General features: G+C 65.3%; 22 protein-coding genes. 4 read left to right on the top strand and 18 right to left on the bottom strand.

Annotated elements, in window-relative coordinates; translation table 11 throughout:
* Positions 1 to 4: 4 nt before the first annotated feature.
* The gene (locus ISM_RS00485) at positions 5 to 661 is read right to left on the bottom strand and encodes a hypothetical protein (protein ID WP_009812125.1); all 657 of its coding nucleotides are present in this window, start codon (positions 659 to 661) and stop codon (positions 5 to 7) included.
* A gap of 113 nt (positions 662 to 774) precedes the next feature.
* Here ISM_RS00485 and ISM_RS00480 point away from each other — a divergent pair, with 113 nt between their 5' ends.
* A complete protein-coding gene (locus tag ISM_RS00480; RefSeq protein WP_009812124.1) occupies positions 775 to 1,101 on the top strand; it encodes an antibiotic biosynthesis monooxygenase family protein in 327 nt (108 codons plus the stop codon).
* On the opposite strand, the gene ISM_RS00475 is transcribed toward ISM_RS00480, so the two are convergent.
* From ISM_RS00475 to ISM_RS00425, 11 genes are all read right to left on the bottom strand, one after another.
* The gene (locus ISM_RS00475; protein ID WP_009812123.1) at positions 1,098 to 2,402 is read right to left on the bottom strand and encodes an NAD(P)/FAD-dependent oxidoreductase; all 1,305 of its coding nucleotides are present in this window, start codon (positions 2,400 to 2,402) and stop codon (positions 1,098 to 1,100) included. The genes ISM_RS00480 and ISM_RS00475 overlap by 4 nt on opposite strands.
* 8 nt (positions 2,403 to 2,410) lie before the next feature.
* On the bottom strand, positions 2,411 to 3,769 hold the full coding sequence (locus tag ISM_RS00470) for a glutamine synthetase family protein (protein ID WP_009812122.1): 1,359 nt from the start codon (positions 3,767 to 3,769) through the stop codon (positions 2,411 to 2,413).
* Complete coding sequence (locus ISM_RS00465) at positions 3,769 to 4,446, bottom strand: type 1 glutamine amidotransferase (protein ID WP_009812121.1); 678 nt, start codon at positions 4,444 to 4,446, stop codon at positions 3,769 to 3,771. The genes ISM_RS00470 and ISM_RS00465 overlap by 1 nt, the downstream gene beginning before the upstream one ends.
* 77 nt (positions 4,447 to 4,523) lie before the next feature.
* Positions 4,524 to 5,837: a glutamine synthetase family protein gene (locus ISM_RS00460; protein ID WP_040617731.1), complete on the bottom strand. Its 1,314-nt coding sequence runs from the start codon at positions 5,835 to 5,837 to the stop codon at positions 4,524 to 4,526.
* A 215-nt stretch (positions 5,838 to 6,052) separates the two neighbouring features.
* Complete coding sequence (locus tag ISM_RS00455) at positions 6,053 to 6,859, bottom strand: ABC transporter permease (protein WP_009812119.1); 807 nt, start codon at positions 6,857 to 6,859, stop codon at positions 6,053 to 6,055.
* On the bottom strand, positions 6,856 to 7,740 hold the full coding sequence (locus ISM_RS00450) for an ABC transporter permease (RefSeq protein ID WP_009812118.1): 885 nt from the start codon (positions 7,738 to 7,740) through the stop codon (positions 6,856 to 6,858). Before ISM_RS00450 ends, ISM_RS00455 begins: the two co-directional genes overlap by 4 nt.
* Positions 7,741 to 7,793: 53 nt before the next feature.
* Positions 7,794 to 8,510, bottom strand: coding sequence for a transporter substrate-binding domain-containing protein (locus ISM_RS00445; RefSeq protein ID WP_009812117.1), 717 nt, complete (start codon positions 8,508 to 8,510; stop codon positions 7,794 to 7,796).
* 43 nt (positions 8,511 to 8,553) lie between these two features.
* Positions 8,554 to 9,330 carry an ABC transporter ATP-binding protein gene (locus ISM_RS00440; RefSeq protein WP_009812116.1) on the bottom strand — a complete coding sequence of 259 codons (777 nt, stop codon included), beginning with the start codon at positions 9,328 to 9,330 and terminating at the stop codon, positions 8,554 to 8,556.
* A gap of 114 nt (positions 9,331 to 9,444) precedes the next feature.
* On the bottom strand, positions 9,445 to 10,203 hold the full coding sequence (locus ISM_RS00435) for a phosphate/phosphite/phosphonate ABC transporter substrate-binding protein (protein ID WP_009812115.1): 759 nt from the start codon (positions 10,201 to 10,203) through the stop codon (positions 9,445 to 9,447).
* Positions 10,200 to 10,640, bottom strand: a complete 441-nt coding sequence (locus ISM_RS00430) for a tellurite resistance TerB family protein (protein ID WP_009812114.1) — start codon at positions 10,638 to 10,640, stop codon at positions 10,200 to 10,202. The genes ISM_RS00435 and ISM_RS00430 overlap by 4 nt, the downstream gene beginning before the upstream one ends.
* 3 nt (positions 10,641 to 10,643) lie before the next feature.
* A complete protein-coding gene (locus ISM_RS00425) occupies positions 10,644 to 11,078 on the bottom strand; it encodes a tellurite resistance TerB family protein (protein ID WP_009812113.1) in 435 nt (144 codons plus the stop codon).
* Between the two features lie 238 nt (positions 11,079 to 11,316).
* Here ISM_RS00425 and ISM_RS17615 point away from each other — a divergent pair, with 238 nt between their 5' ends.
* Positions 11,317 to 12,129 carry a hypothetical protein gene (locus tag ISM_RS17615; RefSeq protein WP_009812112.1) on the top strand — a complete coding sequence of 271 codons (813 nt, stop codon included), beginning with the start codon at positions 11,317 to 11,319 and terminating at the stop codon, positions 12,127 to 12,129.
* Positions 12,130 to 12,141: 12 nt separating this feature from the next.
* Here ISM_RS17615 and ISM_RS00415 read toward each other — a convergent pair whose 3' ends face one another.
* The gene (locus ISM_RS00415; protein WP_009812111.1) at positions 12,142 to 13,521 is read right to left on the bottom strand and encodes an FAD-binding oxidoreductase; all 1,380 of its coding nucleotides are present in this window, start codon (positions 13,519 to 13,521) and stop codon (positions 12,142 to 12,144) included.
* Between the two features lie 77 nt (positions 13,522 to 13,598).
* Between ISM_RS00415 and ISM_RS00410 the strand changes: the two genes are divergently transcribed.
* On the top strand, positions 13,599 to 15,290 hold the full coding sequence (locus tag ISM_RS00410) for a chloride channel protein (RefSeq protein WP_009812110.1): 1,692 nt from the start codon (positions 13,599 to 13,601) through the stop codon (positions 15,288 to 15,290).
* 87 nt (positions 15,291 to 15,377) lie between these two features.
* On the opposite strand, the gene ISM_RS00405 is transcribed toward ISM_RS00410, so the two are convergent.
* Positions 15,378 to 15,719: a DUF427 domain-containing protein gene (locus ISM_RS00405; RefSeq protein WP_009812109.1), complete on the bottom strand. Its 342-nt coding sequence runs from the start codon at positions 15,717 to 15,719 to the stop codon at positions 15,378 to 15,380.
* A gap of 71 nt (positions 15,720 to 15,790) precedes the next feature.
* Positions 15,791 to 17,593: an aminopeptidase P family protein gene (locus ISM_RS00400; protein ID WP_009812108.1), complete on the bottom strand. Its 1,803-nt coding sequence runs from the start codon at positions 17,591 to 17,593 to the stop codon at positions 15,791 to 15,793.
* A gap of 225 nt (positions 17,594 to 17,818) precedes the next feature.
* Here ISM_RS00400 and ISM_RS00395 point away from each other — a divergent pair, with 225 nt between their 5' ends.
* On the top strand, positions 17,819 to 18,361 hold the full coding sequence (locus tag ISM_RS00395) for a DUF1036 domain-containing protein (protein WP_156783280.1): 543 nt from the start codon (positions 17,819 to 17,821) through the stop codon (positions 18,359 to 18,361).
* 24 nt (positions 18,362 to 18,385) lie between these two features.
* Here the strand turns inward: ISM_RS00395 and cobT are convergent, their stop codons facing one another.
* The 3 genes from cobT to cobS all read right to left on the bottom strand — a co-directional run bounded on the left by cobT (position 18,386) and on the right by cobS (position 21,754).
* Positions 18,386 to 20,260: a cobaltochelatase subunit CobT gene (cobT, locus tag ISM_RS00390; protein WP_009812106.1), complete on the bottom strand. Its 1,875-nt coding sequence runs from the start codon at positions 20,258 to 20,260 to the stop codon at positions 18,386 to 18,388.
* 67 nt (positions 20,261 to 20,327) lie between these two features.
* Entirely contained in the window at positions 20,328 to 20,771 is a 444-nt protein-coding gene (locus ISM_RS00385; RefSeq protein ID WP_009812105.1) for a hypothetical protein, read from the bottom strand.
* Positions 20,768 to 21,754: a cobaltochelatase subunit CobS gene (cobS, locus tag ISM_RS00380; RefSeq protein ID WP_009812104.1), complete on the bottom strand. Its 987-nt coding sequence runs from the start codon at positions 21,752 to 21,754 to the stop codon at positions 20,768 to 20,770. Before cobS ends, ISM_RS00385 begins: the two co-directional genes overlap by 4 nt.
* Positions 21,755 to 21,759 lie beyond the last annotated feature (5 nt).

The following is a 21,759-nucleotide window of genomic DNA, read 5'->3' as shown; positions in this document are numbered from 1 at the left end:
CGGCTCAGAAGTCGCGCCAGATGCCCAGTTTGATATTGTAGCGTTCCGCATCATGCAGCCCGGCACCCACTCCGAATTCGAGATGGTGGCCGGGCTTGCGCTGCCAGATGAGGCTCGGGGCGAGGCGGGCATAGGCGGGCTCGCCCGGGGTGACGCCGCTTTGCAATTGCACGATGAGCTTGGTGCGGGGGCTGGCGGTGAGGCCCAAGGTGAGATCGCTGGTGATGCGGGGGCGGTGGCCGGTGGTGAAGATGGCGCGGTTCTCCCAGGCGATCCAGCCGGTTTTCTCGCGCCAGACCCGGCCGCCCCGGCCCAGATGAAGCCCGGCGCGCAGGGCCTCGCGGTTGATCACCATGCCCGCGCCCAGCTCGGCCGAGATCCGCAGCCGATCGCCCAGAAGCCCCGCCATGAGCGGGGTTTTGGCAAAGGCGATGGCCTTGTATTCGCCGAGATCATTTTGCCCCAGATCGAGCCCGAGGGTGATCCGTTCGGTCAGCCCATAGTCGAGATAGAGCGTGTTGAAGCTCAGCGGGTCGGCATAGGTCTTGGCGTCGAAATAGGTGGTGGAAAAGGAGAGATGCCCGGTGCCCGGCGGGCGTGGCCACGGCCCGGCATGGGCCATGCCGCTCAGGCAGATCAGAATGAGGATCAGGCGGGCCATCGGGTTCCTCCGCGTCGGCCCAGCCTTGCCTAGAATGGTAAACGGCAGGTTAAATTGTCTGTCTTTGTCAAATGACGAGAGGGTGTTAGGCTAATCTCAAAAAGGAGGATGCCATGCCCAGGATTAGCCAAGGTGGTGGCCACCAGACCGTCATCACCACATTCGAGACCTCGCCGGGGTCCTGCCAGGATTTGCTGGAGGCGCTGACCGAGGCCTATGACGCCTTTATCTCGAAACAGCCGGGGTTCATCGCGGCGGGGCTGCATGTCAATGACGCCCAGACCCGGATCGCCAATTACTCGCAATGGAGCACGCGGGAGGATTTCCAGGCGATGCTGCGCAGCGACGAGATGCGGCGGCGCAATCGCGGGTTCAACACCCTGTGCAAAGGGTTCGAGCCGGTGATGTACGAGGTCTCGGCGACCTTCGGCGCGGATTAGAGCCCGAGACGGTCGCGCATCGCGTACCAGCTCATCGCGAGGACGAGCAGCGGCGAGCGTAGCGCACCGCCGCCCGGAAAGCGCGGGGTGGGCAGGCGCGCCATCGTGTCAAAGCCCGAAGCCTCGCCGCGCACCGCCTCGGCCATGAGCCGCCCGCAATGGGTGGCGCTGCCGACGCCATGGCCGGAATAGCCCGAGGCGGTGAGCATATTGGGCCCGATCCGCGCCAGATAGGGCAGGCGTTTCATAGTGATCGCCAGCGTGCCGCCCCAGGTGTAATCGACGCGCACATCGCGCAGATGGGGATAGATTTCCAGCATCGGCTTCATCACCGTGGCGCGGATGTCGCGCGGAAAGCGGTAGCCATAGCTTTCGCCGCCGCCGAACAAGAGCCGTTTGTCATGGCTGAGCCGGAAGTAATTCACCACGAATTTCGTATCGGCCACCGCCACGTCGCGGGTGAGCACGCGGGCGGCCTCGTCGCCGAGCGGCTCGGTGGCGAGGATGAAATTGTTGATCGGCATGACGCGGGCCGCCACCTGCCGGTTGAGCCCGCCGAGATAGCCGTTGCAAGCGAGGATCACATGATCGGCGGTGACCCGGCCCTGGGCGGTCTGCACGGTGGCGGGCTGGCCTTCGGCGATGTGATGCACCTCGGCGCGTTCATGGATGCGCACGCCCGCGTCACGGGCCGCGCGGGCAAGGCCCAGCGCATAGCGCAGCGGGTGCAGATGCGCCGCGCCCATGTCGAGAATGCCGCCGTGATAGGCGGGCGAGGGGCAGAGCGCGTGAAAGGCCTCGCGGTCGAGCGTCTCGATCTGGTCATAGCCGTAGCGGTCGCGCAGATGGCTGGCATAATCATGCTCGTCAGCCATCTCGGCCCGGGTGAAACAGGCATGTGCCACGCCCGGTTTCAGGTAGCAGTCGATATTGTGCCTTGAAATCAGCGATTTGACGAGGTCCTTGGCGTCTTCGGCCAGCTCCCAGCAGCGGGCGGCATCGGCGTCGCCCAGCATCTTTTCGAGCGTGTGCTGATCCTGCCGCTGGCCCGAGCCGAGCTGACCGCCGTTGCGGCCCGAGGCGCCAAAGCCCAGACGCTGGGCCTCGAGCAGCACCACGTCGAGCCCGGCCTCGGCCAGATGCAGCGCCGCCGACAGGCCGGTAAAGCCGCCGCCCACGACACAGACATCGGCGCGCTGTTCGCCCTTGAGAGGCGCGAAGGGCGGCAGGGTCTCGGCGGTGGCGGCGTACCAGCTCTGCGGGTATTCGCCCGGCCGGTCATTGGCGTGCAGCAGGTTCATCACAGCACCTAGACGTTGAGCAGCAGATGTTCCCGTTCCCAAGGCGAGATGACCTGCAGGAACTCGTCATATTCGGCGCGTTTCACGATGGCATAGACGCGGGCAAACTCGCGGCCCAGCACCTCGTGCAGATCGGTGGCCTCCTCGAAGAGATCGAGCGCCTCGCCTTGCACGCGCGGGATGTCCTCGTCGCCCTCATAGGCGTCGCCATGGAATTCGGCGGCGGGCTCGACCTTGTTCATCATGCCGAGAAGGCCGCAGGCGAGGCTGGCCGCGATGCCGAGATAGGGGTTGCAATCCATCCCGGCGAGGCGGTTTTCGATGCGCCGTGCCTTGGGGCCCGAGATCGGGATGCGCAGCCCCGTGGTGCGGTTGTCGCGCGCCCAGGCGAGGTTGATCGGGGCGGCGTGATCCTTGACGTAGCGGCGGTAGGAATTGACGTAAGGGGCGAGCACCGCGATGGCCGCGGGCAGGTGTTTCTGCATGCCGCCGAGGAAATGGCGGAAGGCATCGGTTTCTTCGCCCTCGGGGGTGGAAAAGATGTTCTCGCCGGTTTTCAGATCGAGGACGGATTGGTGGATATGCATGGCGCTGCCCGGCTCGTCGGCGATGGGTTTGGCCATGAAGGTCGCGAAACTGCCGTGGCGCAGCGCCGCCTCGCGGATCAGCCGCTTGAAGTAAAAGACCTCATCGGCCAGCGCCACGGGATCGCCGTGGTTGAGATTGATCTCGAGCTGGCCTGCGCCGCCCTCTTGGGTGATGCCGTCGATTTCAAAGCCTTGCGCCTCGGCGAAATCATAGATGTCGTCGATGACGGGGCCGAATTCGTCGACGGCGGTCATCGAATAGGATTGGCGCGCGGCGGCGGGACGGCCGGAGCGGCCCATCATCGGCTGAATTTCCTGTGCCGGGTCGATGTTGCGCGCGACGATGAAAAATTCCATCTCCGGGGCGACAACGGGTTCGAGACCCTGATCGCGATAGAGCTGCACCACCCGTTTGAGCACGTTGCGCGGCGAATAGGGGATCGGTGCGCCGGTCTTGTCAAAGGCGTCATGGATCACTTGCAGCGTCCAGTCCGCCGTCCAGGGCGCGGCGGTGGCGGTGCTCATATCCGGGCGCAAGAGCATGTCGCGCTCGATAAAGCCTTCGTCGCCGGCGGCCTCGGCCCAGCCCCCGGTGATGGTTTGGTAAAAGATCGAATCCGGCAGGTGAAAGTAATCCTGACGGGCGAATTTCGATGCGGGCACCGCCTTGCCGCGGGCAATGCCGGGCAGGTCGGAGACGATACATTCGACTTCGTCAAGCCGGCGGCCTTCGAGATAGGCATTCGCGGCTTCGGGCAGGGAGTCGGTCCATTGGGCCATCAGGCACCTCGTTTGAAAAACTGTTCCATCCGATCAGCGAAGCGGTCGCTGTCGGTCTTTTTGTCGAGCTGTGCGGTGGCGGATTGCAGCAGCTCTTCGGGGACGACGCCGGGACCGCGGGTGCGGATCAGCAGGTCGATCACCTCGGCGTTGAACTCGGGGTGGGGCTGGATCGTCAGGATACGGTCATCGTAGATCAGCGCTGCATTGGCGCAGAAATCATTATGGCCGATGACGCGGGCCCCTTCGGGCACTTCGGTCACCTGATCCTGATGCCAGGCGTTGAGATGGTGGGTTTCGCCCTCGATCTCATAGCTCTTGTGGCCGACGGACCAGCCGCCGGAGAATTTCTCGACCTTGCCGCCCATGGCCTGCGCGATGATCTGGTGACCAAAGCAAACGCCGATCATCGGGCGGCCATCGGCATGGACGGCGCGGATGAACTCTTCGAGCGGCGGGATCCAGTCGTGATCCTCATAGGCGCCATGTTTGGAGCCGGTGATCAGCCAGCCATCGGCGTCCTCGACCGTGTCGGGAAAGATCCCGTCGACCACGGCGAAGGTTTCAAAGTCAAAGCCCCGCGCGCCGAGCAGTTTCATGAACATCCGGTCGATATCACCCTGCGCCGAAATCATTTCGGGGGTGCCGTGGCCGGTTTGGAGGATGCCGATTTTCACTGGGTCACCTTAATTTGATCAAATTCCATCTGGCGGCGGGCCGGGAGGGCCCGTGCCGCGCATCGTAGCGCTCTTCGTCAGGCCGTGTCGAGATAGGTCTTCCAATGATCTTCGAGCGGCACGTCGGCGAGAATGTCGACCTCCTGGCGTTTGCAGCGCACGAGGCAGTCGCGCAGGAGCGGGCCGAAGATCTCGGCCATGATCGGATCGGCCTCGAAGCGGTCGATGGCCTCGGTCCAGCTCGCGGCGAGCTGCGGCAGGTCCTGCTCATAGGCGTTGCCCTCGATGGGCGGCGGCGGGGTCAGCCCGTTTTCGATGCCGTGGATCGCCGCGCCAAGGATGGCGGCGAGCACCAGATAGGGGTTGGTGTCGCCGCCCGCGACGCGGTTCTCGATGCGGCGGCTGCCGGGGCCGCCCATCGGGATGCGCAGCGCCGCGGTGCGGTTGTCCTGACCCCAGCAGATCGCGGTGGGGGCATGGGCGCCGGGCACCAGCCTTGCGTAGGAATTGGCGTGCGGCGCGAAGATCAGCGTCGAGCCCGCCATCGCGGCGAGGCAGCCGGCCAGCGCGGCATGGAGCCGTTCTTCGCCGCCGGGATGGGTTTCATCCATCATGTTCTGACCGCCGGCGCCCCAGATCGAGAAATGCACATGCATGCCATTGCCCGCGTCATCGCCAAAGGGTTTCGCCATGAACGTGGCTGCAAGCCCATGTTTTCGGGCCAAACCACGGATCAGCGCCTTGAAGAGCCAAGCGTCATCGGCGGCGCGCAAAGCGTCCTGATGATCGAGGGTGATTTCGAACTGGCCGACGCCCGCCTCGGAGGTCACGGTCTGGGCCGGGATGCCCATTTCCTCGGCCCCTTCATAGAGGTCGGTGAGGAAGGCATCAAAGGCGTCCATATGGCTCAGCGCGAGGACTTCGGGCATCTCGATGGGCTGGCCGTTTTGCGGGTTGCGGACGCAGGCGAGCTCGTCCCCGGTGTCGTCCACGAGGGTAAACTCGAGCTCGGTCGCAGCCTGCACGGACCAGCCGCGCGCCTCATAGCGGGTCAGCACCCGGCGCAGCGCGGCGCGGGGGTCGGCGCCGAAGGCGTCCTCGCGCGAGCGGCGCAGCTCCATCGGGTAGAGCGGTTGATCGCTGCCCAGCCAGGGCAGGGGCATCGGGCCGCGCCCGGTGGGCAGCAGCACGCCATCGGCATCGCCTGTTTCGAACACGAGAGGGCTGTCTTCGATATCGGCGCCGGTGACGTCGACATTGACCGCCGAGAGGGGCAGTTTGACCGCGCCCTTTGCAAGCTTGCTCTCATATTCGCCGGGGAGGCGTTTGCCACGCATCACCCCGTTAAGGTCGCAAAATGCGACGCGGATCGTATGCGGATCTTGGGACATCTGAAATTTTCCTGTTGGTCTTGGCGCGACCCTAAGCGGGGATTTGACGCAAGGCAACAGAATTTGATCAAATTATTTCGGTTGCGGTAACACGTCGGTATTACGACGGTATCGCGACAGTCTGGATTTTGCGTGAATGGCAGCTCTGGGGAGACGCCCGAAAGCCCCGATCACGCGCGGTGGTCGGGGCGATGAACATCGGGTTCCGGGGGCGTTTAGCGGATGAGGTTGGGTCTGATCCGCAGCTTGCGCCGGGCCTCTTGCGGCAGGTGCCGGTTGAGGCGGCGGTTGATCAGGCCAAAGATCGCGATCACCACCAGCGTCAGCAGGATGAAATAGCCGGCGAGGATCGGGTAGGCCACGAAGGGGTTGAAGGTCTTGTCGGCGAAGTAATTCGCGTAATAGAGCGCATCGCCGCGTTGCTGGCGGCTTGGGAAGCCCGAGAAGAAGACCAGCACCGTGGCGTGAAAGAGAAAGATCGCCTCATTGGTATAGGCGGGCCAGCCCAGCCGCAGCATGGTCGGCCAGATGATGCGGCGAAAACGCGGCCAGCCGGAAAAGCCATAGGCGTCGGCCGCCTCGACATCGCCCTTGGGGATCGAGCGCAGCGCGCCATAGAAAATCTCGGCGGAATAGGCGGCGGTGTTGAAGAAGAGCACCACCAGCGCCCCGAGCCAGGCCGAGGCGAAGGGGGTGAAGATCGGAAAGCTCTGCTTCAGCGAGAGGAAGAGGAAATAGGCGAAGAAGAACTGCACGAAGAGCGGCGAGCCCCGGAAGACGAAGATGAACCATTCCGCCGGTTTGCGGGCCCAGCGGCTGGGTGCCGCCTTGGCCACGGCGAGCAGGTTGGCGAGGAAGAACCCCGCGACCAGCGCCAGCGTGCCGAAATAGATGTTCCACAGCATGCCCGACCCGATCAGGGTGATCTGTTCGCACAGGGTAAACCCGTCGCGCGGCAAGAGCCGTTCGCCGATGCCGATGGAGCGCAGGCCGTAATCCTGGATGGTTTGCCAGCAGCTCATGCGTCGGCCTTTCTGAGAGCTTCGCCCCCGGTCGTGGCCTGACCATGGCTCAGCCGTTGCATCAGCCGTTCCAGGAAGATTTCCGAGATCCGGGTGAAGATCAGGTAGAAGACCAGCAGCCCGAGGAAATACCACATGCGCCAGTCGGGGTGCGGATAGTCGGAGAAGCGCGCGGTTTTCGCGCCGCCCAGTTCGCGGGCCCAATAGACGATGTCCTCGACCCCGAGCAGGAAGAGCAGCGGTGTTGCCTTGATCAGCACCATCCAGAGGTTGCCGAGCCCGGGCAGGGCATAGACCCACATCTGGGGCACGAGGATGCGCCAGAAGGTCTGGCGGGTGTTCATGCCATAGGCGGCGGCGGTTTCGAGCTGGGCCCGGGGCACGGCGCGCATCGCGCCAAAGAGCACATTGGCCACGAAAGCGCCAAAGACGATGGCAAAAGTGACCACGGCGAGCATGAACCCGTAGGATTCGTGGATCCATTGCGGCGCGGTGCCGGGCGGGATCTTGGCCGCGGAACAGACGACGAAATCATTGCCCTGTCGGACCGGTTCGGGCCAGTCGGGGCAGCGCGCCTTGTGCAGGAGCCATTCCAGCGCCTGATCCAGCGCGATGACGAAGAAGAGGAAAAAGGCCACATCGGGCACGCCGCGCACGATGGCGATATAGGATTTACCGACCCAGGAGAGCGGCGCAAAGCGGGCGCGGGCCGCCATCGCCCCGAGAAAGCCCACGCCCAGCGCCAGCGGCGCGGTGAGGGCCAAAAGCAGCAGCACCGTCGGCACGGCATAATAGAGCGACATATGCTTGCCCGTGGTCAGGTAGCACGACAGCCAGCTCAGGCCGGAGAGGGTCTCGGGATCGGTGCAATAGGAAAACATGGGACCACGCAGGAGAGGGGCGCGGCAGGGATCCGCCGCGCCCGAAGGTTAGATCAGAAGGTTTTCTGCTTTTCGCCGAACCATTTGGTCAGCAGCGTGTTCAGCGTGCCGTCTTCTTTCATCGAGGTGATGGCCGCATCGAATTTCTCGCGCAGCTCGCCATCGCTTTCGCGCAGGCCCATGCCGACACCGCCGCCGAGCGCGATCGGATCGCCGACGAAGGTCAGGTCGCTGCTCTCTTCGACGATCGGCTTGAGATAGGCGCCCTGGAAGAAGGCGGCGTCTGCTTCACCATTGCGCACGGCCGCGACCATTTCGTCGGGGGTGGCAAATTCGAGCAGGGTGGCACCGCTTTCGGCGACGTAGGAGGATTGGATCGTGCTCGTTTGCGAGGCGATCACGCCCATGATGTCGACATCATCGGTGAGGGCGACATAGAGCGATTCCTCTGGCGGGATGTAGTTCTGGGTGAAGTCGATGACTTCGTCACGTTCGTCGGTGATCGACATGCCCGCGATGATCGTGTCGTAGTTGCCGGACACCAGGTTGGGGATGATGCTGTCCCATTCGTTGGTGACCCATTCGCAGGTCAGCTCGGCGCGTTTGCACAGCTCGTCGCCCAGCTCGCGCTCGAACCCGTCGACTTCGCCGGCGTCGTTGATGAAGTTATACGGAGGGTAGGCACCTTCGGTGCCCATGCGCACGGTGTCCGCCAGCGCAAAGCCCGCGGTCAGCGCCAGAGCGGCGGTGGAAAGCAGGATGGTTTTCATGTGGTAGTCTCCCTAGATTACTTTTTTACTTGGGGTGGGCGGGTCAGGCAGCCATCGTCGAGCTGAGGAACTGCCGGAGCCGTTCGGAAGTGGGCGCGCCGAAAAGGGTTTCGGGCGGCCCTTGTTCTTCGATCAGACCTTCATGAAGGAAGACGACATGGCTGCTCACATCGGCGGCCATCTTCATGTCATGGGTCACGATCATCATGGTGCGGCCCTCGGCGGCGAGGTCGCGGATCACCTTGACCACCTCTTGTTCGAGCTCGGGGTCGAGGGCCGAGGTGGGTTCGTCAAAGAGCAGCGCTTCGGGTTCCATGGCGAGGGCGCGGGCGATGGCGGCGCGCTGTTGCTGGCCGCCCGAGAGCTGGGCCGGGTAGACGTCGCATTTGTCGCCGATGCCCACCTTGTCGAGATAGGCGCGGGCGCTTTTCTCGACCTCGGCGCGGTCGCGGCCGAGCACGGTCACCGGGGCCTCCATCACGTTTTGCAGGATGGTCATATGGGCCCAGAGGTTGAACTGCTGGAACACCATGGAGAAATTGGTGCGGATGCGCAGCACCTGTTTCGGATCGGCGGGGTGGCGGTTGAGACCGGTGCCTTTCCAGCGGACGGGTTCGCCCTTGAACAGGATCTCGCCTTGCTGGCTCTCTTCGAGCAGGTTGGCGCAGCGCAGGATGGTGGATTTGCCGGACCCGGACGAGCCGATCAGGGAAATGACGTCGCCCTTGCGGGCCATGATGTCCACGCCCTTGATCACTTCGAGCGTGCCATAGGCCTTGTGCAGGTTGCGGATTTCGATGACCGGAGGCGTTTCTGTCAAAACCGTTCCATTTCCTTGTGGCGTGAGTGTGACAGACAATAGGAATGAAAATTTGGCGCAATGCAACTTGCAAAAGGGGCGATTTGGGGCGTTGGCGGCCAAAGTGACGCCGGGTCACCCCGAAACGGCAGCGAGCCCCGGCGGCGGCGGTGTCGGCACCGCGCGATAGGCGGCGGGCGAGATGACGCAGATGCCGCGCAGGTGCAGCGCTGCGCGGTGATCGGGGCTGAGCGCGTCGATGGCGCGGCGGATCGCGTCGAATATGGCGGGGCCGTCGGCACCGGCGCGGGCGATATAGGGCAGGGCGGGGGTGGGCGCGGTGCGGGTCACTTCGCGCAAGCCAGAGGCGACCTCGGGTTCATGGCGCAGAAAGAGCGCCCAGCTCAGCGCGTCGATGGCGGCGAGATCGGCCTCGCCAGAGGCCACGGCATGGGCCGAGAGGGCGTGACCGCCGGTTTGCAGCACCGGGTTGAGGGGCAGGCCCGCCTCGGCAAAATGGCTCGCGGCGGCGGCCCAGCCGCTTTGCGACATGGCTTCGTTATAGGCGAACCGCGCCTCGCCCAGCGCCGCCAGATCGCGGCGATCCTCGGCGCGGGCGATGAGCACGCTGTTGTAATGGCCCGGGGGACAGCCGGGCAGGCCATAATCCGGCGTGCCGACCAGCGTCACCTTGTCATGGAGCCTGGCGCGATAGGGAAAGCCGCAGGTCTGGGCCAGCACCAGATCGGGGGATTGCCAGATCTCCCAGAGATCGCCGTCGCGGGTGAGCGTGGCGGGGGCACCCGCGCCGAGATTTTGCGAGATCAGCTGCCAATAGGCGTCATGGGCGTCCCGCAGCTCGGGACGGTCATACATCGGCAGGCTGGCGATCATCGCGCCGCTTCGGCGCGTTGCCGGGCGAGATTGCTGTCCATGTCGCTGATGCCCAGAAGGCTCGCCACAAGGCGCAGGAGCGCGTTTTCCTCGTCGTCGCGCACCCCATCTGCGAGCACCACGGACCACAGCGCCTCGATCACCGCGGCGCGGTCCTCATAGGCGACGCTGTCCTTGATGGCGCGGGTGAAGCGAACGGTGTCGGGGGCCTCGGCCTCGAGCGTTTCGGCGCGGGCGCGCAGATCCTCGGCGGCGGGGGCGGTGAGCCCGTAGCGGGTGACGAGAATGCGGTCGATGCGACGGCGCTCCTCGGGATCATATTGCCCATCGGTGCGGGCGACGCGGACCAGCAGGGCGGCGAGCGCCAGCCGGGCGTCTTCGGCCCCGAGGGGCGCGGGGGCGGGCGCGGTCAGGCGGTTGAGAAACTCAGCAAACATCGGTCAGGCCGAGACCCGGTCGCGGGCGGCGGCGCAATCGGCCTCGCTCAGCCCGAGGGCCACGCGCGAGCGGTCGATGATTTCGAGCTCTTCCACCGTGGCCGAGCCATCGGCGAGCATCACTTCGCAGAGCGCCTCATGGGCCTCGATCCGGTGCTGGAAATCGACGTGATCGCGGATGATCTGGGCGAATTCCTCGGTGGCGGGGGCGTTGGCCTCGATCTTTTCGCACAGCGCCCGGAGCTTGGCCGCCTCGATCGGCTTGAGCCCGAAGAACCGGCCCAAGAGGCGGTCGATGGCGCTGATTTCCTCGAATTTATAGTTGCGGTCGGATTTCGCGACGCGCACCATCAAAGCGCCCAAAGCGGTGCGTTCATCCGGCTTGGGGGCGGGTTCCTTGGCGCTGGGCGCGTGGAAGGAAAAGAGTTTTGACAACATGGGCTAAGTCTATGCCTGTGGCCTGATTCACACAAGAGCCGCGCCTGTGAATTCGCCTTAAAGAGGCCGATTTGCAGCGGGTTTTGCGGGGTGTGAGGCGGCCGCGCCACGGGCGGTTCTCGGGGTGTTTGACGCGAAAGGGGCAACCGCCGCGAGAGCGTCACATTTGCACCAAAGAAATCGCCATTTCCAAGGTCAGTTTCGGCGCAACAAAATACTGCTGCTGGAAGGGATTCGCATGGCTGCCACGACTTGGTCCGACGGGGATGTTGACCGACATCTGCAACTGGTGCGCCAATCCGAGCGCCCGGCGTTGGGCGCGATGGCGCGCGCATATGATTGGGACCAATATCCCGAGCCGGTGCTCGGCTGGGTCATGGCGCAGCAATCGGTGGACATGCAATCGGCGCTGGCGACGTTTTTCAACGGCGCGCCCGAGCGGTTCAACTATCTCCACAAGCGCGATGTGCCCGAGAAATTTCGCGGCGCCTGCCGGGTGCTCGACAATATCTGTCTGCGGATCAACAGCGGGTTCTACCTGATGGGCGAGGCCGAACCCGCGGCAGAGGTGACGCGGCTCGACGATATGCTGGCCGCGCGGTTGCGCAATTGGCTCAAGGCGCAGCGCGAGGATCGCCGCGAGGGCAGTCTCGGGCGCTGGGTGCTGGATGAGGCGATGATGGCGGCGGTTCTCGATCCGGAGGCGGCGGTGCCGCTCGGGCGGCGGCCCTTGACGCCGCGGGCGGTGGTCGCGCCATCCTCTGCACAGCAATCCGCACAACAGTCTGCGCGCCGGGATCGGGCGCGGCCTGCCACACGGGGGCAGGCACGTCTGCCAGAGCTGCTGCCGCCAGCGCGATGTGCGGTGCCGCATGCGGCGGCGCAGGGCGCGCCGGTCACAGAGCACGTCACAAAGGACGCCACGGGGGACGTCACGGGGGCAAAGGCGGCGCGGTTGGGGGCTGTGCTGGCGGGGGTGGCGCGGGTGCTGCATCCGCTGGCCTGCAAGATCCACGGGTTGCGTCAGAAGATCCGCGGCGGGCGCGGCTGAACAGCTACAGCGTCAAAGATTGCTGGGCGGGACCATCTTGCCGGGGTTCATGATTCCCAGCGGGTCGAGCGCCTGTTTGATCTGGCCCATCACGGCCCAGCCATGGCCGTGCTCGCGCTCCATATAGCGCAGCTTGCCCATGCCGATGCCATGTTCGCCGGTGGCGGTGCCGCCCTTGTCGAGCGCCCGTTCCACCAGCCGATGCGCCGCGTCATGGGCGCGGGCGCGGGCGGCGCTGTCGTCGGGATGCATGAGCAGGATGGCGTGGAAATTGCCGTCGCCGACATGGCCGAGGATCGGGCCGGTGACATCATGGGCGGCAAAGTCGCGCTGGGTTTCCTCGATGGTTTCGGCAAGCCGCGAGATCGGCACGCAAACATCCGTCACCATGGAGGTGGCGCCGGGCATGAGGCCCAGGATGGCATAGAAGGCGTTGTGGCGCATGGCCCAGAGGGCGCTTCGGTCTTCGGGTTTCGAGGCCCAGTCAAAGCCCGAGCCGCCGCGCGCCTCGGCCAGTTCGCCAAAGAGTTCCGAGGTTTCGCGCACCATCGTGTCAGAGCCGTGAAATTCGAGCAGCAGATGCGGTTTGACGGGGATATTGCTGCCGGCATAGGCGTTGACGGCGCGCACCGAGGCCTCGTCCAGAAGCTCGATCCGGGCCATGGCAAGCCCCATCTGGATCGCATCCATGGTGGTGCCGACCGCCGCCTCGACCGTGTCGAAGCCGCAGATCGCCGCCGAGATCGCCTCGGGCTGGCCATGCAGGCGGAGGGTGAGTTCGGTGATCAGGCCGAGCGTGCCCTCGGAACCCACGAAAAGCCCGGTGAGATCATAGCCGGCGCTCGTTTTCCGGGCGCGGCTGCCGGTGCGCATGATCTGGCCAGAGGCGGTGACCACTTCCAGCGCCAGCACATGGTCGCGCATCGTGCCGTAGCGCACCGAGGTGGTGCCGCTGGCGCGGGTCGAGGCCATGCCGCCGAGCGAGGCATTGGCACCGGGGTCGACCGGAAAGAAGAGCCCCGTGGCGCGTAGCTCGTGATTGAGCGCCTCGCGGGTGACGCCGGGCTGGACCCGCACATCCATATCGTCGGCGCGGATGTCGAGCACCTTGTTCATGCGGCTGAAATCGACGGTGACGCCACCCTTGAGCGCCAGCGCGTGACCTTCGAGCGAGGTGCCGGTGCCCCAGCCCACCACCGGGCAGCGATGGGCGTGACAGGTCCGCAGGATCTGCGCCACCTCTTCGGTGCTTTCGGGGTAGATCACCGCCTCGGGCGGGGCGTCGGGGAAATGGGTCTCGCTGCGCCCATGCAATTCCAGATCGGACTTGGACTGCGAGACACGTTGGCCTAGAGTTGTGATCAACTCATCGATAGCCGCTTGATTGTGCATACTGGACCCTTCACAGCCGTTTCGTTCCACGTTAGGCCAAACCGTGGCGGTGGGAAAGTGCAGGAAGGGGCCCCGAGATGAGTGAAATGCCGCAAGATCATCCGGTTGTCACCGCGCTGCGCACCCTTATGGGGGAAATCCGGCGGGGCTGGCTGGTGCTGCGCACCAGGGGGCCGAGCAAGCTGCAATTCTGGTTCATCGCGCTGTTGATCGGGATCGCGGCGGGGTTTGCGGCGCTGCTCTTTCGCAAGGGGATCGAGGCGCTTGAACGCCTTGCCTATGGCACCGAGGACACGGCGCGGCTGCATTCCTTTGTCTCGAGCCTCGATTGGTATTGGGTGATCGCGGTGCCGACGCTGGGCGGGCTGGTGGTCGGGCTGATCCTGCACCGGTTCACGCCGGACGCGCGGGCGCGGTCGGTGGCCGATGTGATCGAAGGCGCGGCGCTGCGCAATGGACGGGTCGAACGGCGGGCCGGGCTGGCCTCGGCGATCTCGTCGATGATCACGCTGGGCACGGGCGGCTCGTCCGGGCGCGAGGGGCCGGTGGTGCATCTGGCGGGGCTCATCGCGAGCTGGGTCAGCCACCGGATCAATGCCGATGGGATCACCGGGCGCGATCTCTTGGGCTGTGCGGTGGCGGCGGCGGTCTCGGCCTCGTTCAACGCGCCGATTGCCGGGGCGCTTTTCGCGCTCGAAGTGATCTTGCGCCATTTCGCGCTGCATGCTTTCGCGCCCATCGTCATCGCCTCGGTGGCGGGGACGGTGATCAACCGGCTCGAGTTTGGCGATGTGACGGAATTTGTCCTGCCCACCGCGACGGCGCTCGAATTCTATGTCGAGCTGCCGGCCTTCCTGCTGCTCGGGCTGGTCTGCGGGCTGGTGGCGACGGTGATGATGAAGGCGATCTTCTTCACCGACACTTTGGCGGAATACGCCCAGACGCGGAGCGGGCTGCCGCGCTGGCTGCGACCGACGGCGGCGGGGGCGATCCTTGGCGTCATCGCCATTGCCTTTCCGCATATCATCGGCGTGGGCTATGAGACGACCTCGGCGGCGCTCACCGGCAAGCTCTTGCTGCATGAGGCGGTGGTCTTTGCCATCCTCAAGGTGGCGGCTGTGGCGATCACGCTGGGCGGGCGGATGGGCGGCGGGGTGTTCTCGCCGTCGCTCATGCTCGGGGCGCTGACCGGGCTGGCCTTTGGGCTCATCGCCACGGCGGTCTTTCCCGAGGTCTCGGGCGCCCATACGCTCTATGCGCTGGCGGGGATGGGCGCGGTGGCGGCGGCGGTGCTCGGCGCGCCGATCTCGACCACGCTCATCGTCTTTGAGCTCACCGGCGACTGGCAGACGGGTCTGGCGGTGATGGTGGCGGTCTCAACCTCGACGGCGCTGGCCTCGCGCATGGTCAAACGCTCCTTCTTCCTGACCCAGCTCGAACGGCGCGGCGTGCATCTGGCGGCCGGCCCACATGCCTATCTGCTCAGCATCCAGAGTGTCGAGAGCCTGATGCGCGCCCCCGATCACCCGCGCAGTGCCCCAGAGGACGAATGCTGGAAGCTGATCGAAGACGGGGTCTATATCGACGCGGCCTCAACGCTCGAGACGGCGATGCCGATCTACGAGAGGGCCGGGGTCTATTTCATCCCGGTGGTGTCGCTGGGCGGCGAGGGCGCGGCGGTCGAGCTGCGCGGCGCGCTGTTCCAGGTGGATGCGCTCAAGGCCTATAACCGGGCGCTGGCGGCGATCTCGGAAGAAGAGCACAGCTGACAAAAAACGCGCCCCTCGGACAGGGGCGCGCCTATGGCTCTTTCTGGTGGTAAATACCCCTGCAAGAGGCAGGCCAAAGGCGGGGGCTTAGATTTCTTCCACCGTCAGGTAATCGCCGGGGGCAAAGGCCAGATGATCCTTGATCCGGGCGGCGGCCTCTGTCGGTGCCTCATAGCTCCAGGCCGCGTTGTCGAGCGTCTGGCTCTTGGTCACGATGGAGAAATAGCTCGCCTCGCCCTTGTGCGGGCAGGTGGTCTTGTGATCGGTGGCGTCGAGAAAGGCCATGGCGATGTCGCCGCGCGGGAAATAGATCACCGGCGGGTATTCGCCCTCGGTCAGTTCCAGCGCATTGGTGCTCTCGGCGAGCACCGCACCCCCGGCGCGCACCGTCCATGTGCCTGCGGCATTGCGTATCGTGATCTTGGTCATATCATCCCGTCCCTTTCATAGCAGAGCGGGCCACGAGGGCCCGCGTCAATTCCGTCTAGCCGGTCTTTGTGTCAGACCGGTTGCGTGCGTTGCGCCAACCATAGCCGGGCGGCTTCGCCAAGCCGAGGGCTAATTTTGTCGCGGCAGGCGGCGTGGTAGTCATTGAGCCAGTCGCGCTCGGGCTCGCTCAGCATTCCGGTCTCGATGAGCCTCGTGTCGATCGGCACGAAATTCAGCGTCTCGAAGGCCAGTTTGCCGGTCTGGTCGCCACCGGGCAGCGGCGTCGCCTCATGGACCACCAGCAGGTTCTCGATGCGGATGCCAAAGGCGCCCTCGCGGTAATAGCCCGGCTCGTTCGACAGGATCATGCCGGGGCGCAGCGGCACCTCGGAGACCCGCGAGAGCCGTTGCGGCCCTTCATGGACGCACAGATGCACGCCGACGCCATGGCCGGTGCCATGGGCATAGTCCTGATCGGCGAGCCACAGCGGATAGCGCGCCAGCACATCGAGATCGCGCCCGGCGAGACCGGCGGGCCAGCGCACCCGGCTCATGGCGATCATGCCTTGCAGCACGCGGGTGAAGGCGGCGCGTTCGTCCTCGCCCACCTCGCCCACCGGCAGGGTGCGGGTGATGTCGGTGGTGCCGTCGAGATATTGCCCGCCGCCGTCGAGCACCAGCAGATCGCCCGCCACAAGGGTGCGGTTGCTGCTCTCGCTCACCCGGTAATGGGCGAGTGCGCCATGCGGGCCGGAACCTGCGATGGTCTCAAAGCTGATGTCGAGCAGCGCGCCGGTGGCGCGGCGGCGGTTTTCCAATTCGCGCACCACGTCGATTTCGGTGATGGTGCCGGGGGCCTGGGCCTCGAACCAGGTCAGGAACTCGCAAAGCGCCGCGCCGTCGCGCAGATGCGCCTCGCGGGTTGCGTCGATTTCCGCCGGGGTCTTGCAGGCCTTGGGCAGGATGCAGGGATCGTCGCCCATCTGCACCGGCACGCCCGCCTGTTCCAATTCGCGCAGCACCTGCAGGGGCGCGGATTTCGCATCGACCCGCACCGTGCCGGTGAGCGAGCGCAGCGCCGGGCCGAAGGCGCTCGGCGGGCGGATCACCACCTCGTCGCCGAGATGGGCGCGCAGCGTATCGTCGAGCTTGGCCGCCTCGACGAAAAAGGTCACATGGCCGGTGGCGTGGAGGATGGCAAAGCCGTGGGGGATCGGGTTGCGGGGGATGTCGCTGCCGCGGATGTTCAACAGCCAGGCGATGGAATCGGGCAGGGTGATGACGGCGGCCTCTTGGCCGGCTGAGCTGAGTTCGGCGCCGAGGGTGGCGCGTTTCTGGCCATGGGTGAGACCGGCGAGCGCGTCCGGGTAGGCGCGGATCGCACCCAGCGGCGGCGCCGGGCGGTCCTCCCAGATCTGGTCGATGAGATTGTCATGGGGGACAAGGTCGATCCCGCTGCCGGTGAGGCCCTTGGTGATCTCGTCGATCTGGTCGGGGGTGTAGAGCCAGGGATCAAAGCCTATGCGGCCGCCTTCGGGCAGCGCCTCGCGGAGCCATGTGGCGGGCTTGGTCTCGGGCCAGTGCACCGGGGTGAAATGGTCGAGCGCCACCTGCGCCTTGACCTGCACCCGGTAGCGGCCATCGATGAAGACCCCGGCGCGATCGCGCAGCGCGATGCAGAACCCGGCCGAGCCGGTAAAGCCGGTGAGCCAGGCGAGACGTTCATCGCCGGGGGCCACGTATTCGCCCTGATGCGCGTCGGCGCGGGGCACGAGAAAGCCCGAGAGCCGCGCCTCTTGCAGCGCGTGGCGCAGGGCGGCCAGACGCGGCGGGCCTTGCTCGGGGCGGGCGGTCTCGGTGAAGGATTGATACATCGGGCGTTCCTCTTGGTGGGCGTGCCGGGGGGCTTGCGGGAAATTGGCCCAGCGCCGCCCCGAATGTCCAGAGGCGTGGCGGGAGATGGGGGGATTTCGAGGCCGTAATTTGTCTAATTGGCGGGGACGCGCAGCTATGTTACGTTACGTCAATTGCGGCTGGGGCACGTGTCGGGGAGATGAATTGCGCTAGGTCGTAAAGCCTCCCCAAGGAGGGTCATAGAGATGTTCTTACGATTGTCCGAGCGACTTTTGCTCTTGTCGGGTCTGCTCGCCCCGATGCCCGCACAGGCCTTTGTCGCCAGAATTTGCAATGCCGGAGATACCGAAATGGCGGTGGCGGTGGTGGCCAAGACCCAAGAGGGGCTGTGGCAGGCCGAAGGCTGGTTGCCGCGTGGGGTGGGCGAATGTGTCACCCGTGGCGAGGATTGGTCGACCGAGTTCTATTTTGCCTATCTTTACAAGGATGAGGAGGGGCGCTGGGGGCCGGGGCGGTTCAACGGGGTTGGCGGGCTGATGAAACAGTTCCACGTCTCGCAATTTGCCTTTTGCACCAGCCTCACCGAGCCCTTCTACCGGATCGCGTCGCAATCCGAGCTCACCGAATGTCCCGAGGGGCAGCGCCTGCAGCTCTTTCCGATCTACAGCTATGGCGAGGGCAAATTCACCTTTGAGCACGCGCTGCACCCGGATGCGGATGTTCTGCACCCCGATGGCGAAGGGGTGAGCGAGATCGGCGTGCTGGAGATGCCGGAGGCGGTGCAGTAGCGCGGGCGGCGTGGCGGGGGTGGCTCAGCTCACCCGCCGCATGCCCATCACCCGGGCGCGGGCGCGCGGGTCGCTGTCGAAGAGCGCGGCGAGCTGTTCGGTCATTGCGCCGGCGAGCTGATCCACATCGGTGATGGTCACGGCGCGGTCATAGTAGCGCGTCACGTCATGGCCGATGCCGATCGCCAGAAGTTCCACCTGTTTGCGTTTCTCGACCATCTCGATCACGTCGCGCAGGTGTTTTTCCAGATAGTTCGCGGGGTTGACCGACAGGGTGCTGTCATCGACCGGGGCGCCGTCAGAGATCACCATGAGGATCTTGCGGGCCTCGCGGCGGTTGACCATGCGCTTGTGCGCCCATTCGAGCGCCTCGCCGTCGATGTTTTCCTTGAGCAGGCCCTCTTTCATCATCAGGCCAAGGTTCTGCCGGGTGCGCCGCATCGGCGCGTCGGCGGATTTGTAGACGATGTGGCGCAGGTCGTTGAGACGGCCGGGCAGCTGCGGGCGGCCCTCGTTGAGCCATGCCTCGCGGTTCTGGCCGCCTTTCCAGGCGCGGGTGGTAAAGCCGAGGATCTCGACCTTGACCGCGCAACGTTCGAGGGTGCGGGCCAGAACATCGGCGCAGATCGCCGCGATAGAGATCGGCCGGCCACGCATCGAGCCGGAGTTATCAAGAAGCAGCGTCACCACCGTGTCGCGGAATTCGGTGTCTTTCTCGACCTTGAAGCTCAGCGGCGTCGTCGGGTTCGCCACCACGCGGGCGAGGCGGCCCGCGTCGAGAATACCCTCTTCGCGGTCGAACTCCCACGAGCGGCTCTGCTGCGCCTGCAGGCGGCGTTGCAGCTTGTTGGCGAGCCGGCTCACCGCGCCTTTGAGCGGTTCGAGCTGTTGATCGAGATAGGCGCGCAGCCGTTCGAGTTCTGCCGGTTCGGCGAGATCCTCGGCATGGACCTCTTCGTCAAAGCGGGTGGTGTAGACGGTATAGTCGGGGTCGGCCTCGCTGGCGGGGGGCGGCGGCGGGTCGAGCGGGGCTTCGCCCTCGGGCATCTCGGTCTCTTCGCCGGCCTCGTCCTCGGCCATTTCATCCATCGAGACCTGCGCCTGCGACTGGTCCTGGGTGTCGTCCTGCTGCTGTTCGGGATCGGCGTCGGCATCCTCGGGGCTGCTGTCGTCGTCGCCCTGGCTCTCGGGATCTTGCTCTTCGTCGGCGCTTTCCTCGGCCTCGTCCTGCTGATCCTCATCCTCGCTGTCGGGATCGTCGCCGAGCTGATCGCCATAGCCGAGATCGTCGATGATCTGGCGGGCAAACCGGGCAAAGGCGGATTGATCGGCGAGCATGTCTTGCAGGTTTTCGAGCGTGCCACCGGCTTCGGCCTCGATGAAACCGCGCCACAGCTCCATCACGTTCTGGGCGCCGGGGGGCAGATCGCGCCCGGTGGCCAGATGGCGGATGAGATAGCCCGCAGCGGTGGGCAGCGGCGCCTCGGAGGCCTCGGTGATCTGGTCAAAGCCCTGACGGCGGGCCTCGGCCTCGATCTTGACGTCGATATTGGAGGCGGTGCCGGGCATGGCGCGGGCGCCGACGGCCTCGCAGCGGGCGGTTTCCATCGCCTCATAGAGCTCGCGCGCCATCTGGCCCGGAGGGGCGTATTTGGCGTGGGTCTTGGCGTCGTGATACTTGTGCCGCAGGGCCAGCGCATCGGCGGTGCCGCGCGCCATCAGCACCTCGTCGCGGGTCATCCGGCGGCTGACCTGGGGCAGGCGCATGGCATCGCCCGAGACGCCCGCCGGATCGACCGAATAGGTCACCGTCAGGTCGCTGTCATCGGCCATGACCTTGGTCGCCTCGGCCAGCGCCTTTTTAAAGGGATCGGCGGGGTTGTCGTTCGGTTTTTTCATCTCGTCAATTTCCCCCGAAGTCGTGCCGTCGTCTCAGCCCTGCGCGGCCGCGCCGCCCTGGCTGTGCTCACAGGCAGGATTTAACCTGCCGGAACAGCGAGAATTCCTTGGCGTCCATATCCGTCGGAAACGGGGCCAGCGCATCGACACGCCAGGTGTCGGTCCATTCCTCATAGGCCTTGCCGCCTTCCCAGGCGGGGCGGAAGGTGCCGGTGAGCAGCGTCATGGTGACCGAATGCGCGTCCGAGCTGTGGACGATCCAGCAGGTGTCCTCATAGCCCTCGGGCACGGTATCGGTCACCTCGGCGCCTTCGCGCGCGGTGATCCGGCCACCGCCAGTTTCGTCATGGACGATCTCGCCGCCGGTCAGGCTGCGAAAGGGCACCGCGAAATCGCCGGGCATGAACGGGTTTTCCGCCTGTGCGGGCAGGGCCGCCGTCAGCGCAAAGACCGCAGCCATGAGCGGCGCCACGATGGGCGCCTCCCGACGGATCACGCGGAGCGCCCTCATGCGAGGCTCGTGCTTGCGGCGCTTTCGGGCAGTTCCTCGTCAAAGCAGCGCTGATAGAACTCGGCCACGGTCTGACGTTCGAGCTCGTCGCATTTGTTGAGGAAGGTGAGGCGGAACGCATAGCCCACATCGCGGAAGATATGGGTGTTCTGTGCCCAGGAGATCACCGTCCGGGGGCTCATCACCGTGCTCAGCTCGCCATTCATGAAGGCGGTGCGGGTGAGATCGGCGACGGTGACCATCTGGCTCACCTTCTGGCGGCCGTCGGCGGTGTTGAAGAGCGGGTTCTTGGCCAACACGATGGCGGTCTCGGCATCATGGCTCAGGTAGTTGAGCGTCGCCACGAGGCTCCACCGGTCCATCTGCGCCTGGTTGATCTGCTGGGTGCCGTGGTAGAGGCCCGTGGTGTCGCCGAGGCCGACGGTGTTGGCGGTGGCGAAGAGGCGGAAATTCGGGTTCGGCGTGATGATCTCGTTCTGGTCGAGCAGCGTCAGCTTGCCATCATGTTCGAGAACGCGCTGGATCACGAACATCACATCGGCGCGGCCGGCGTCATATTCGTCAAAGACGATGGCGACCGGGTTGCGCAGCGCCCAGGGCAGGATGCCTTCGTGGAATTCGGTGACCTGCTTGCCATCGCGCAGCTTGATCGCGTCCTTGCCGATGAGGTCGATCCGCGAGATGTGGCTGTCGAGGTTGACGCGCACGGCGGGCCAGTTGAGACGGGCCGCGACCTGTTCGATATGGGTCGATTTGCCGGTGCCGTGATAGCCCTGCACCATCACCCGGCGGTTGTGCGAGAAGCCTGCGAGAATGGCCAGCGTCGTGTCGGGATCGAATTTATAGGTGCTGTCGAGATCGGGCACGCGGTTGGTGCGTTCGGCAAAGCCTTTGACCACCATGTTTGTATCGATGCCAAAGACCTCGCGGACCGAAATCTCCTCGGTGGGCTTGGCATTCATGTCGATGGTTCCGTCAGCCATTGCAT

The sequence above is a fragment of the Roseovarius nubinhibens ISM genome, assembly GCF_000152625.1.
Lineage (GTDB): Bacteria > Pseudomonadota > Alphaproteobacteria > Rhodobacterales > Rhodobacteraceae > Roseovarius > Roseovarius nubinhibens.
The sequence above is the reverse complement of the archived record's forward strand: the minus strand, read 5'-3'. Positions and strand labels throughout refer to the sequence as shown.

What these genes read in the sequence shown, in the direction of transcription:
- ISM_RS00410 (WP_009812110.1), top strand. Translation starts at nt 13,599, where the DNA reads ATGAGTGAAATGCCGCAAGATCATCCGGTTGTCACCGCGCTGCGCACC.
- ISM_RS00470 (WP_009812122.1), bottom strand. Translation starts at nt 3,769, where the DNA reads ATGGCCCAATGGACCGACTCCCTGCCCGAAGCCGCGAATGCCTATCTC.
- ISM_RS17615 (WP_009812112.1), top strand. Translation starts at nt 11,317, where the DNA reads ATGGCTGCCACGACTTGGTCCGACGGGGATGTTGACCGACATCTGCAA.
- ISM_RS00425 (WP_009812113.1), bottom strand. Translation starts at nt 11,078, where the DNA reads ATGTTGTCAAAACTCTTTTCCTTCCACGCGCCCAGCGCCAAGGAACCC.
- ISM_RS00435 (WP_009812115.1), bottom strand. Translation starts at nt 10,203, where the DNA reads ATGATCGCCAGCCTGCCGATGTATGACCGTCCCGAGCTGCGGGACGCC.
- cobT (WP_009812106.1), bottom strand. Translation starts at nt 20,260, where the DNA reads ATGAAAAAACCGAACGACAACCCCGCCGATCCCTTTAAAAAGGCGCTG.
- ISM_RS00395 (WP_156783280.1), top strand. Translation starts at nt 17,819, where the DNA reads ATGTTCTTACGATTGTCCGAGCGACTTTTGCTCTTGTCGGGTCTGCTC.
- ISM_RS00455 (WP_009812119.1), bottom strand. Translation starts at nt 6,859, where the DNA reads ATGAGCTGCTGGCAAACCATCCAGGATTACGGCCTGCGCTCCATCGGC.
- ISM_RS00480 (WP_009812124.1), top strand. Translation starts at nt 775, where the DNA reads ATGCCCAGGATTAGCCAAGGTGGTGGCCACCAGACCGTCATCACCACA.
- ISM_RS00460 (WP_040617731.1), bottom strand. Translation starts at nt 5,837, where the DNA reads ATGTCCCAAGATCCGCATACGATCCGCGTCGCATTTTGCGACCTTAAC.
- ISM_RS00385 (WP_009812105.1), bottom strand. Translation starts at nt 20,771, where the DNA reads ATGAGGGCGCTCCGCGTGATCCGTCGGGAGGCGCCCATCGTGGCGCCG.
- ISM_RS00475 (WP_009812123.1), bottom strand. Translation starts at nt 2,402, where the DNA reads ATGAACCTGCTGCACGCCAATGACCGGCCGGGCGAATACCCGCAGAGC.
- ISM_RS00405 (WP_009812109.1), bottom strand. Translation starts at nt 15,719, where the DNA reads ATGACCAAGATCACGATACGCAATGCCGCAGGCACATGGACGGTGCGC.
- cobS (WP_009812104.1), bottom strand. Translation starts at nt 21,754, where the DNA reads ATGGCTGACGGAACCATCGACATGAATGCCAAGCCCACCGAGGAGATT.
- ISM_RS00415 (WP_009812111.1), bottom strand. Translation starts at nt 13,521, where the DNA reads ATGCACAATCAAGCGGCTATCGATGAGTTGATCACAACTCTAGGCCAA.
- ISM_RS00485 (WP_009812125.1), bottom strand. Translation starts at nt 661, where the DNA reads ATGGCCCGCCTGATCCTCATTCTGATCTGCCTGAGCGGCATGGCCCAT.
- ISM_RS00450 (WP_009812118.1), bottom strand. Translation starts at nt 7,740, where the DNA reads ATGTTTTCCTATTGCACCGATCCCGAGACCCTCTCCGGCCTGAGCTGG.
- ISM_RS00400 (WP_009812108.1), bottom strand. Translation starts at nt 17,593, where the DNA reads ATGTATCAATCCTTCACCGAGACCGCCCGCCCCGAGCAAGGCCCGCCG.
- ISM_RS00430 (WP_009812114.1), bottom strand. Translation starts at nt 10,640, where the DNA reads ATGTTTGCTGAGTTTCTCAACCGCCTGACCGCGCCCGCCCCCGCGCCC.
- ISM_RS00445 (WP_009812117.1), bottom strand. Translation starts at nt 8,510, where the DNA reads ATGAAAACCATCCTGCTTTCCACCGCCGCTCTGGCGCTGACCGCGGGC.